Genomic DNA, 13,583 nt, shown 5'->3' on the forward strand with positions numbered 1-13,583 from the left:
CCCGTCCCCCTGGCTCACCTCATGTCCGGCCGAGCTCCTCGTGGATGAACGTGAAGAGCTCGTCGTCCGTCGCCGCGTCGAACCGCAGAGAGGTGGCCGATTCCGATACTGCCGTGCGCACCTTGTCGAGCTTCGAAAGCATCACATGCAGGCGGGTACGCACGGCAGCGTGCAGATCATCCTCTGGGGAAATCCCCGAAATCGCCGCTTCGAGCTTGTCGAGGTCGGCGAGGACCGGTAGCCCGGCGTCCGCCGCGTTCGCACCGGTCACCTCGTCGAGGAGGTGGTTGGCGAGCGCGGCGGGCGTCGGGTAGTCGAACACGGCGGTGGCCGGCACCGGCAGTCCGGTCCGGGCGGCGAGCCCGTTGCGGAACTCGACGGCCGTCAGCGAGTCGAACCCGAGGTCGCGGAACGCGTTGCCGGCGCCGACCAGCTCGACGCCGGTGTGGCCGAGCACGGCGGCCGCCTGTTCGCGGACCAGGTCGAGCAGGATCGCCTCCTGTTCGCCCCGGGCCAGCCCGGCGAGCCGTTCCGTGATACCGCCGGGTGCCGTGTCCGCACCCCGGTAGAGGCCTTCGACGAGTGGTACGGGCCGTGCGCGCGTGACGGCCGCGCCGAACCGCTGCCAGTCGACGTCGGCGACGACGGGGCCGATCTCGGCGCCGGTGGCGAGCCGGGCGAGCGCGGTGACGGCGAGCGCGGGTGCCATCGGCGCGACCCCGCCGCGGCGCTGCCGGTCGGCGATCCCCGCCTCGGCGGCCATCCCGTCACCGGCCCACGGCCCCCACGCGATCGACACCGCCGGCAACCCCACCGCACGACGCCCGCGCGCGATCCCGTCGAGCGCGGCGTTCGCGGCGGCGTAGTTGGCCTGCCCCGCCGAGCCCACGGCTCCGGCGAACGACGAAAACAGCACAAACGCGTCCAGCCGCAGACCACGGGTGGCCTCGTCCAGATAGCGGGCACCGTCAACCTTCGCCGCCGCGACCGCCGCCATCCGCTCCGGCGTGAGCCCGTCGATGACACCGTCATCAACGACCCCCGCCGCGTGCACCACCGCCGACAGAATGTACCGGCCGACCAGGTCATGGACGGCTTGCCGGTCGGTCACGTCGCAGACGGCGAACACCACCCGCTCGTCGTCCGACACACCACCCCGGCGGCTCGCCAGCACCACCCGCTCCGCACCCGACGCGAGCAGCCACCCGGCGACATGCCCACCCAACGCACCCGTGCCACCCGTGACCAGCACCGTGCCACGCGGCCGCCACTCCGGACCGGTGACCACGGCCCGCACCAACCGCCGCCCCGACGCAACCCCGTCGCGGATCCTCACCTGATCCTCAGCACCACCGAGCACACCACACAACGCGACAAGATCCGCAGCAGACGGCTCGGCCGGCAAGTCCACCAGACCACCCCACCGATCCGGGTACTCCAACGCCGCAACCCGCCCGAGACCCCACACATCGTCAGCACCACGCGTAACACACCACAACGGTGCGCTGACACCCGCCTGCACCACCGCCAACGCCGCCACCGCGTCATCCACCAGCGCCACAACACCCGCGACCTCGCCGATAGGCATCTCGCGCGGCGACGACACCACCACCGGCACCGCACCCGCCGCCGTAAGCGCCTCAGCAATCGGAACGGCACCGGCGCCCACCACAACCCAGCGACCAGCCAGCCGTCCGGTTACAGCCAGCGGCTTCCAGATCTCGCGGTAGCACCAATTATCCACAGTGGACTCCGTGTGGCGCCGCCGACGCCACGCTGTCAACGCTTCCGCCGCCGCAGCGTCGAGCCCGGGCACGGCCTGCGCCTCGATCGCGGCCCAGAACTCGGCGTCCTCGTGTGGAACCCGCCGGACCGTGGGCCAGAACCGCTGCCGCTGGAACGGGTACGTCGGCAGCTCGACCACGGCCGCGTTGCCGAACACCCGCGTCCAGTCCGGCGACCAGCCGGTCACGTGCGCCTTCGCCACGGCCGTCAGGAAGGCGGTCACCTCGTCGCGGCCCTTGCGCGCGACGGGGATCCCGTCGTCGACCAGGGCGGAGAGCACCCCGTCGGGTCCAACCTCCAGGAACCGGGACACACCGGAAGCCCGCAGCGTCGCCACACCGTCAGCGAACCGCACGGTCCCCCGCACCTGCCGCACCCAATAATCCGGATCCGTGAAATCCCCATCAGCAGCCGGCACCACCGAAACAACCGGCTCATACGCGGGGACGGACGCCACCACCGCCCGGAACTCCTCCAACATCCCGTCCATCCGGTGGGAATGGAACGCGTGCGACACCCGCAACCGCTTGGACTTCACGTTCAGCGAGGCGGCCACGACCTCGACGGCATCCTCGTCACCGGAGATCACCACCGCGTCCGGTCCGTTGACTGCGGCGATCTCCGCGCCATCAACCAGGGCGGCCCGCACGGCTTCTTCGGAAGCCTGCACGGCGATCATCGCGCCACCCGACGGCAACGCCTGCATCAAACGGCCACGAGCCTCCACAATCCGGCACGCGCCTTCAAGATCCCAAACACCCGCCACATGCGCCGCCGCCAGCTCACCGATCGAATGCCCCAGCAGAAAGTCCGGCCTCAGGCCCCACGATTCGAGGAGCCGGTAAGCGGCCACCTCAAACGCGAACAACGCCGGCTGCGTCCACCGCGTCTCATCCAACACCGGGCCGTCGACGTCGCACAGGCCTTCCACAAGAGAGCAGACCGCGTCATACGCCGCCGCGAACACCGGGAACACCTCATACAGGCCCCGGCCCATCCCCGACCACTGCGCACCCTGCCCCGTGAACAACATCGCATTCCTGCCGTCGCGGACCTGACCGCGCACCACGGACGAACCGAGCAGCACCGCCCGGTGGTCGAACAGCGACCGGGTCGTGGCCAGGGAGGACCCGACGTCGACCGGGTCGGCGTCGAGTGAACGCAGCCGCGCCACCTGCGCGTCGACAGCCGCCTCGGTGCGGGCCGACACCGGCCACGGCACGACGGGCAGCGCCGCCCGGCCCGTTGAAGCCGGCTCGACCGCAGGCGCCTCCTCGATGATCACGTGCGCGTTGGTGCCCGAGATGCCGAAGGAGGACACACCCGCACGTCGGGGACGCCCGGCCGAAGTCCAGTCGCGGGTCTCGGTGAGTAGCTCGACGGCGCCGGTCGACCAGTCGACGTGTGACGAGGGTGCGGTGACGTGCAGTGTGCGGGGCAGGGTGCGGTGCCGCAGGGCGAGGACCATCTTCATCACCCCGGCGACACCGGCGGCAGCCTGGGTGTGACCGAGGTTCGACTTCACCGACCCCAGCCACAGCGGACGATCGCGGTGCTGCCCGTAGGTCGCCAACAGCGCCTGCGCCTCGATCGGGTCACCCAACGCCGTGCCGGTACCGTGCGCCTCGACCACGTCCACCTCGGACGCCTCGAGCCCGGCGGCGGCCAACGCCGCCCGGATGACACGCTGCTGCGACGGGCCGTTCGGGGCGGTGAGCCCGTTGGAAGCACCGTCCTGATTGACCGCACTGCCCTTCACCACCGCCAGGATGGTGCGCCCGTTGCGCCGCGCATCGGACAGCCGCTCCAGCAGCAGCAGACCGACACCCTCACCCCAGCCGGTGCCGTCCGCGTCGTCGGAGAACGCCTTGCACCGCCCGTCCGGAGCGAGCCCACGCTGCCGGCTGAACTCCACGAAGGCGCCCGGCGTCGACATCACGGTCGCACCGCCGGCGACGGCGAGGGAGCACTCCCCGCGCCGCAGCGCCTGCGCCGCCAGGTGCAGCGCCACCAGCGACGCCGAGCAGGCGGTGTCAACCGTGACGGCGGGTCCTTCGAGCCCGAACGTGTACGAGATCCGGCCCGACACGACACTCGCCGCGTTGCCGGTGCCGAGGTAGCCCTCGACGTTCTCCTCGGCGGCGGCCAGTACGGTCGGGTAGTCCTGCCCGTTGGTGCCGACGAACACGCCGGTGGGCGTGCCCTTGAGGGAGTGCGGGTCGACGCCGGCCCGCTCGAACACCTCCCACGCCGTCTCCAGCAGCAGCCGCTGCTGCGGATCCATCGCGAGGGCCTCGCGCGGTGAGATCCCGAACAGGCCCGCGTCGAAGTCGGCGACGCCGTCGAGGAAGGCGCCGACCCGGGTGTACGACGTCCCGGCGCGGTCCGGGTCGTCGTCGAACAGCCCGTCGAGGTCCCAGCCCCGGTCGGCCGGGAAGCCGGCCAGCCCGTCACGGCCCGCGGCGAGCAGCTCCCACAGGTCCTCCGGCGTGCGGACCCCGCCGGGGAACCGGCCCGCCATCGCCACCACCGCGACCGGCTCGTCGACCGGCGAGGCGCCGACGGCGGACGTGGTCGCGGCATCGGTACCGGTGAGCCGCCGGACGAGCAGCTCCACGAGCGCGGCGGGCGTGGGATGGTCGAAGACCACCGTCGACGGCAGGTCGACGCCGGTGCCGGCCGAGACCGCGTTGCGGAACTCGACCGCCGTCAATGAGTCGAAGCCGAGGTCGCGGAACGCGCGGTCCGGCCGGATCACCCCCGGGTCGGCGTGCCCGAGCACGGCGGCCGCCTGCTCGCGCACGAGGTCACGCAGGCGGGCCGCGAGCTCGTCCGGCGGCAACGCCCCGAACTGCCCGGCGGCGCTGCCCGGCAGCCGGAGCCGGCCGGGGACCAGGTCCTCGACGAGCGGCGCGGGCCGGTTGGCCGCGAACGCGGGTCCGAACCGTTCCCAGTCGACGTCGGCGACGACAGGGTTCGGTTCGGCACCCATGGCGAGCCGGGCGAGCGCGGCGACCGCCAGGTCGGGCGGCATCGGCGTCACCCCGCCGCGGCGCTGCCGGTCGGCGACCCCCGCCTCGGCGGCCATCCCGTCACCGGCCCACGGCCCCCACGCGATCGATACCGCCGGCAGCCCGGCCGCGCGACGCCGCCGCGCGACCCCATCCAACGCGGCGTTCGCGGCAGCATAGTTACCCTGCCCCGCCGAGCCCACCGCACCGGCAAACGACGAAAACAGCACAAACGCGTCCAGCCGCAGACCACGAGTCGCCTCATCCAGATAGCGGGCGCCGTCAACCTTCGCCGCCGCGACCGCCGCCATCCGCTCCGGGGTGAGCCCGTCGATGACACCGTCATCAACGACCCCCGCGACGTGGACCACGGACGCCGGTGCCGCCTCCGCCACCAGTGCCTGGACCGCCTGCCGGTCGGCGAGGTCACACGCGGCGTACGACACCCGCTCGTCGTCCGATGCGCCACCCCGGCGGCCTGCCAGCACCACCCGATCGGCACCCGAGGCGAGGAGCCACCGGGCGACGTGCCCGCCCAGGGCGCCGGTGCCACCCGTGACCAGGACCGTGCCGCGTGGCTCCCACAACGGCCCGGCAGCGGTGGCGCGGGCCAGCCTGCGCCCCGACGCCTTCCCGCCGCGGATCGAGACCTGGTCCTCCACCCCGCCGAGCACGCCGCACAACGCGGCAAGGTCCGCAGCGGACGGCTCGGCCGGCAGGTCGACCAGACCACCCCATCGGTCCGGGTGCTCCAGGGCCGCGACCCGCCCGAGGCCCCACACGTCATCGGCGGTGCCGCCCCGCGTGACACACCACAGCGGCGCCGGGATGCCGGCCTGCACCGCCGCCAGCGCCGCGACCGCGTCGTCCACCAGCGCCACGACACCCGCGACCTCGCCCGGCCCGGCCTGGCTCAACGACGGCACCACCACCGGCTCGGCACCCGTCGCAGCCAGCGCCTCGGCGATCGGACCCGCGTCCGCGCCGACCACGACCCACCGGCCGGACGGTCCTGCGGACGGTGTCAGTGGCTTCCATACCTCCCGGTACAGCCAGCCGTCCACCGTGGAGACCGCCTGCCGCTGTTGCCGCCAGGCCGTCAACGCCTCCACCGCCGCAGCGTCGAGGCCGGGCACGGCCTGCGCTTCGATCGCGGCCCAGAACTCGGCATCGGTGCGCGGTTCGCCGGCGTCGAGCCAGTACCGCTGCCGCTGGAACGGGTACGTCGGCAGCTCCACGACGGCCGCGTTACCGAACACCCGCGTCCAGTCCGGCGACCACCCGCTCACGTGCGCCCTGGCCACGGCCGTCAGGAACGTGGTCACCTCATCGCGGCCCTTACGCGCCACCGGGATCCCGTCCTCGACCAGGGCCGACAGCACCCCGTCAGGTCCGACCTCCAGGAACCGGGACACACCGGAAGCCCGCAGCACCGCCACACCGTCAGCGAACCGCACGGTCCCCCGCACCTGCCGCACCCAATAATCCGGATCCGTGAAATCCCCATCAGCAGCCGGCACCACCGCAATGACCGGCTCACGCACCGGGACCGCCGCCACCACCGCCCGGAACTCCGCCAACATCCCGTCCATACGTGCGGAGTGGAACGCATGCGACACCCGCAACCGCTTGGACTTCACGTTCAACGACGCGGCCACCGCCTCGACGGCATCCGCATCACCGGACAGCACCACCGCATCCGGACCGTTCACCGCAGCAATCGACACACCATCAACCAGGACGGCCCGCACGGCTTCTTCGGAAGCCTGCACCGCGATCATCGCGCCACCCGACGGCAACGCCTGCATCAAACGGCCACGAGCCTCCACAATCCGGCACGCGCCTTCAAGATCCCAAACACCCGCCACATGCGCCGCCGCCAGCTCACCGATCGAATGGCCCAGCAGAAAGTCCGGCCTCAGGCCCCACGATTCGAGGAGCCGGTAAGCGGCCACCTCAAACGCGAACAACGCCGGCTGCGTCCACCGCGTCTCGTCCAACACCGGGCCGTCGACGTCGCACAGGCCTTCCACAAGAGAGCAGACCGCGTCATACGCCGCCGCGAACACCGGGAACACCTCATACAGGCCCCGGCCCATCCCCGACCACTGCGCACCCTGCCCCGTGAACAACATCGCATTCCTGCCGTCACGGACCCGACCCCGCACCACCGACGAACCGAGCAGCACCGCCCGGTGATCGAACTGCGTGCGGGTCGTGGCCAGGGAGAACCCGACATCCGCCGGGTCACCCACAACCACGCGCAGCCGGTCCACCTGCGCGTCCAACGCCGCCGCGCCCCGAGCCGACACCGGCCACGGCACCACCGGCAACACCGCCCGATCCACCGGAACAGGCTCGACCGCGGGAGCCTGCTCCAGGACCACGTGTGCGTTTGTGCCCGAGATGCCGAACGACGACACCCCCGCACGGCGTGGGCGCTCGACGGCCGGCCAGTCGCGCGCGGAGGTGAGCAGCTCGACGGCGCCCGCCGACCAGTCCACGTGCGACGACGGCGCGGAGACGTGCAGCGTGCGGGGCAGCACGCCATGACGCATCGCCTGGACCATCTTGATGACCCCGGCCACGCCGGAGGCGGCCTGGGTGTGGCCGAGGTTCGACTTGACCGAGCCCAGCCACAAGGGACGATCCCGGCCCTGGCCGTAGGTCGCCAGGAGAGCCTGGGCCTCGATCGGGTCGCCGAGCGCGGTGCCGGTGCCGTGCGCCTCGACCGCGTCCACCTCGGAGGCCGCGACACCCGCCGCGGCGAGCGCGGCCCGGATCACCCGTTGCTGCGACGGACCGTTCGGGGCGGTGAGACTGCTGGACGCACCGTCCTGGTTGACGGCGCTGCCCTTCACCACGGCCAGGACCGGGTGACCGTTGCGCCGCGCGTCCGACAACCGCTCCAGCAACAGCAGACCGACACCCTCACCCCAGCCGGTGCCGTCCGCATCGTCGGAGAACGCCTTGCACCGCCCGTCGACGGCCAGGCCCCGCTGCCGGCTGAAGCCGATGAAGGTGCCCGGGGTCGACATGACCGTCACGCCGCCGGCGACGGCGAGGGAGCACTCCCCGCGCCGCAGCGCCTGTGCCGCCAGGTGCAGCGCCACCAGCGACGAGGAGCATGCGGTGTCGACGGTGACGGCGGGTCCTTCGAAGCCGAACGAGTACGCGACGCGACCGGAGGCGACACTCGGTGCCGAGCCGTTGCCGACGTGGCCTTCGAGCCCGTCGGGCACCTCGTGCAGCCGGGAGGCGTAGTCGTTGTACATCAGCCCGACGAACACGCCGGTCGGGCTGCCGCGCAGCGCGGCCGGATCGAGGCCGGCCCGTTCGAGCAGCTCCCACGACGACTCCAGCAGCAGCCGCTGCTGCGGGTCGGTGGCGAGGGCTTCGCGGGGCGAGATGCCGAAGAGGTCGGCGTCGAAGTCGGCGGCGTCGTAGAGGAAGCCGCCCTCGCGGGCGTAGCTGGTGCCGCGGTGGTCGGGGTCCGGGTGGTAGAGCCGGTCGACGTCCCACCCGCGATCGCCGGGGAACGGCCCGATCGCGTCGGTACCGTCGGCGAGGAGCCGCCAGAGATCCTCCGGTGACCGTACGCCGCCCGGGTAACGGCAGCTCATCGCGACGATGGCGACGGGCTCGTCGGTGGCCGCGACCGGTGTGACGGTCATCGCCGGGGCGGTGGCGAGACGCAGTTCGGCGAGCAGGTGCCGGGCCATGGCGTCGGGGGCCGGGTGGTCGAAGATGACCGTGGCGGGCAGGACCAGGCCGGTGGCGGCGGCGAGCCGGTTGCGCAGTTCCAGCGCGGTGAGGGAGTCGAAGCCGGACTCGAGGAAGCCGCGGTGCGGGTCGACGTCCTTGGCGGTGGCGTGGCCGAGGACGGCGGCGGCCTCCTGGCGCACGACCTGGAGCAGCGCCGGGAGGCGGTCGGACTCCGGCAGTCGCCGCAGCCGGTCGGCCAGGCCGTCCTCACGTCGGGTGCGACCGCCGCGCCCGCCGGTGGTGCCGGCGAGGCCGCGCAGCACGGCCGGGACGGTGCCGGTGTCACGCAGCGCGTCGAGGCGCAGCCGGGCCGGCACGAGCACCGGCGCCGATCCGGCGCAGGCGGCGTCGAACAGGGCGAGCGCGTCGGCGGTCGGCAGCGGGGTGACGCCGTGGCGGGCCATACGGTCCCGGTCGGCGTCGGCGAGGCCGGCGGTGATGCCGCTGCGCTCCTCCCACAGCCCCCAGGCGAGGGACAGCGCCGGCAGCCCCGCGGCGTGGCGTTGCCGGGCGATGGCGTCGAGCGCGCTGTTGGCGGCGGCGTAGCCGGCCTGCCCGGCGGCGCCGACGGTGCCGGCCAGGGAGGAGAACAGGACAAACGCGGTGAGGTCGAGGTCGCGGGTGAGGTCGTGCAGGTGCAGCGCGCCGTCGACCTTGGGGCGCAGGACCGCGCCGATCCGGTCCGGGGTGAGGTCGGTGACGGTGCCGTCGTCGACGACGCCGGCGGTGTGGACGACGCCGCGGGGCCGGTGCTCGGCGATGAGCGCGGCGAGTGCGGCCCGGTCGGTGACGTCGCAGGCGGCGACGGTCACGGCGGCGCCGAGGGCGGTGAGCTCGTCGCGCAGCGCGGCGGCGCCGTCGGTTGCCGGGCCGCGCCGGCCGGTCAGGACGAGGCGTCGCACGCCGTGCCCGGTGACGAGGTGCCGGGCGATCCGCGCGCCGAGGCCGCCGAGGCCGCCGGTGATGAGGACGGTGCCGTCGGCGCTCCACTCGGCGACCGGCGCGCCGGTGGCGGGCGTCGCGGCCCGGGCGAGCCGCGGGGCGAGGACCGTGTCGCCGTCGAGGACGGTGACCGGCTCGCCGCTCGTCAGGGCCCGAACGAGAGCGGCACCGCCCGCGGTGGCCGCGGGGACGCCGGAGATGACGGCGAACCGGCCGGGGTGCTCGGCCTGGGCCGACCGCACCAGGCCGTCGACCGCGGCAGCGGCCGGGCCGTCGCCGGGGAGCGTGAAGACCAGGACGGCGCCGGACAGGCGGGGCTCGGCGAGCCATTCCTGGACGAGCGTCAGCGCCCAGCCGGTCGCGGCGTGCACGTCACTCGTGCCCAGGGCGGCGAGGACCCGGTCGGGTGGCGGTGCACCGGCGTCGAGGGACGTGCGCAGCGCGACCAGGTCGGCATGGGTGTCACCGGGCTGACCGGCGGCGACCGGCAGCTGGCCGGCGTCCGTGGTGCCGGACGTGACAGGGACGAGGTCGACACGGAACAGCGCGTCGCGGGCGGGGCCGAGCTGCCCGGCGGTCACCGGCCGCAGGTCGAGCGTGTCGACGGTGGCGACGGGCCGGCCGGTCTCGTCGGCGAGGTCGACGGCAACGGTGGTGGCGGCGCGGAGGGTGACGCGGGCCCGCAGGGTGACGGCGCCCGCGGCGTACAACCGGATCCCACGGAACGCGAAGGGCAGCAGCGTCCCGTCGCCGGCGTCGGCGTAGCGCAGGGTGTGCAGCGCCGCGTCGAGGAGGGCGGGGTGCAGCCCGAACCGGGACACGTCGGCGCGGCCCGGCTCCGGCAGGTCGAGCTCGGCGAACACCTCGGCGCCGCGCCGCCAGACGGCCCGGACGCCCTGGAAGACCGGGCCGTAGGTGAGGCCGGCGTCGTGCAGTTCGGCGTAGAGCGTGTCGGCGGGCACCGGCGTCGCGCCGGGCGGCGGCCATGCGGACAGGTCGGCGGCCGCCCCGCCGGGTCCGGCGCCGAGGCGCCCGGTGGCGTGGCGGGTCCACGGCCCGTCGTCCGCCTCCGCGCGCGAGTGGACGGTGAACGGCCTGCCGCCGGTGCCGTCCGGCGCGCCGACGGCCACCTGAAGGTCCACGGCGCCCGGATCAGGCAGTGTCAGCGGGGCCTCCACGACGAGTTCGTCGAGGCCGTCGTGGCCGAGCGTCTCGGCCGCGCGCAGGGCCAGGTCGGCGAACGCGGTCGCGGGCAGCAGCGGTACGCCCAGCACCACGTGGTCCGCCAGCCAGGGCTGGTCACGCAGCGAGAGTCGGCTGGTGAAGACGAAGCCGTCCCCCTCGGCCAGGCCGAGTGCGGCGCCGAGCAGCGGGTGGTCCACGGTGCGCAGCCCGACGGCGGTCGCGTCGCCGCGACCGGCCGGGTCGTCGAGCCAGAACCGTTCCCGCTGGAAGGCGTACGTGGGCAGGTCGACGAGCCGCCGGCCGGAGAACAGGCGCCGCCAGTCCGGCGACCACCCGCTCACGTGCGCCCTGGCCACGGCCGTCAGGAACGTGGTCACCTCGTCGCGGCCCTTACGCGCCACCGGGATCCCGTCCTCGACCAGAGCCGACAGCACCCCGTCGGGTCCGACCTCCAGGAACCGAGACACACCGGAAGCCCGCAGCGTCGCCACACCGTCGGCGAACCGCACGGTCCCCCGCACCTGCCGCACCCAATAATCCGGATCCGTGAAATCCCCATCAGCAGCCGGCACCACCGCAATGACCGGCTCATACGCGGGAACGGACGCGACCACCGCCCGGAACTCCTCCAACATGCCGTCCATGCGGTGGGAGTGGAACGCGTGCGAGACCCGCAACCGCTTGGACTTCACGCTCAAGGACGCGGCCACCGCCTCGACGGCATCCGCATCACCGGACAGCACCACCGCATCCGGACCGTTCACCGCAGCAATCGACACACCATCAACCAGGACGGCCCGCACGGCTTCTTCGGAAGCCTGCACCGCGATCATCGCGCCACCCGACGGCAACGCCTGCATCAAACGGCCACGAGCCTCCACAATCCGACACGCACCTTCAAGATCCCACACACCCGCCACATGCGCCGCCGCCAACTCACCGATCGAATGGCCCAGCAGAAAGTCCGGCCTCAGGCCCCACGATTCGAGGAGCCGGTAAGCGGCCACCTCAAACGCGAACAACGCCGGCTGCGTCCACCGCGTCTCGTCCAACACCGAACCGTCAACATCCCGCAAGCCCTCAATATGAGCACAGACCGCGTCATACGCCGCCGCGAACACCGGGAACACCTCATACAACCCCCGGCCCATCCCCGACCACTGCGCACCCTGACCCGTGAACAACATCGCGGACTTGCCGGGCACCGTGTTGCCCCGCACGACACCAGGTGCGGCGGTGCCGGCGGCGAGCGCGTCGAGGCCGGCCAGCAGCGTCGTGCGGTCGGCGCCGAGGACAACGGCGCGGTGCTCCAGGGTGGACCGCGCGGCGGTGAGGGAGAACGCGACGTCCGCGAGTTCACCGTCGAGCGCGTCGCGTAGCCGGGCCGCCTGTGCCGGTACCGCCGCCGCGGTTCGGCCGGACAGCACCAGCGGCAGCACGGGCGGCGCCCACGGCTCCTCCGCGGGCGGGGCGGTCTCCGCGGGCCGGGGCGGCTCCTCGACGATGACGTGGGCGTTGGTACCGGAGACGCCGAAGGACGAGACGCCGGCGCGGCGCGGCCGGTCGGACGCCGGCCACGGCTGCGCGTCGGTGAGCAGCTCGACGGCGCCGGCGGTCCAGTCCACGTGCGACGACGGCGCCGGGACGTGCAGCGTGCGGGGCAGCCACCCGTGCCGCATGGCCAGGAGCATCTTCATGATGCCGGCGACGCCGGCGGCGGCCTGGGTGTGTGCGAGGTTCGACTTCACCGAGCCGAGCCACAGGGGACGGTCGCGGCCTTGCCCGTATGTGGCGAGCAGCGCCTGTGCCTCGATCGGGTCGCCGAGGGTCGTGCCGGTGCCGTGCGCCTCGACCGCGTCGACGTCACCGGCGGTGAGGCCGGCGGCGGCGAGGGCCGCGGTGATGACGCGCCGCTGCGACGGGCCGTTCGGCGCGGTGAGGCCGCTGGAGGCGCCGTCCTGGTTGACGGCGGAGCCGCGCAGGACACCGAGGATGCGGTGACCGAGCCGCTGTGCGTCCGACAGCCGCTCGACGAGCAGCAGGCCGACGCCCTCGCCCCAGCCGGTGCCGTCGGCGGTGTCGGAGAACGACTTGCACCGCCCGTCGGCGGCGAGGCCCCGCTGGCGGCTGAAGCCGATGAACGTGTTCGGCGTCGACATGACGGTGGCGCCGCCCGCGAGCGCCAGGGTGCACTCGCCGCGGCGCAGCGCCGTCGCCGCCAGGTGCAGCGCCACCAGCGACGACGAGCAGGCGGTGTCGACCGTGACCGCGGGCCCTTCGAGGCCGAAGGTGTAGGCGATCCGGCCGGAGGCGATGCTCGGCGAGCTGCCGTTGCCGACGTAGCCCTCCATCCCTTCCGGGATCTCGCGCAGGCGTGCGCCGTAGTCGTTGTACATGATGCCGACGAACACGCCGGTGCGGCTGCCCCGCAGGGTGGTGGCGTCGATGCCGGCCCGCTCGAACGCCTCCCACGCCACCTCCAGCAGCAGCCGCTGCTGCGGATCCATGCCGAGCGCCTCGCGTGGCGAGATCCCGAACGGCGCCGGGTCGAACCGGTCGGCGTCGTAGAGGAAGCCGCCCTCGCGGCCGTAGGAGGTGCCCCGGTGGTCGGGGTCGGGGTGGAACAGGTGCTCGAGGTCCCAGCCGCGGTTGTCCGGGAACGGGCCGACCGCGTCACGCCCTTCGGCGAGCAGCCGCCACAGGTCTTCAGGCGTGCGTACCCCGCCCGGGAAGCGGCAGCTCATCGCGACGATCGCGATCGGCTCGCGGTCCTGCTGCTCGACCTCGCTGAGACGCTCCCGGGTCCGGTGCAGATCAACCGTGACGCGCTTGAGGTACTCGCGCAGCTTGTCTTCGTTCATCGGTGATCGGTGCCTTTCTGGAAGCGGGTGAGCC

The 13,583-nt window shown here is 73.3% G+C and carries 1 protein-coding gene; it reads right to left on the minus strand.

Annotated elements, in window-relative coordinates:
- Positions 1 to 19 precede the first annotated feature (19 nt).
- On the minus strand, positions 20 to 13,549 hold the full coding sequence (locus Dfulv_RS29090; RefSeq protein WP_259856813.1) for a type I polyketide synthase: 13,530 nt from the start codon (positions 13,547 to 13,549) through the stop codon (positions 20 to 22).
- Positions 13,550 to 13,583: the final 34 nt, after the last annotated feature.

The organism is Dactylosporangium fulvum, from assembly GCF_025137375.1.
Taxonomy (GTDB): domain Bacteria; phylum Actinomycetota; class Actinomycetes; order Mycobacteriales; family Micromonosporaceae; genus Dactylosporangium; species Dactylosporangium fulvum.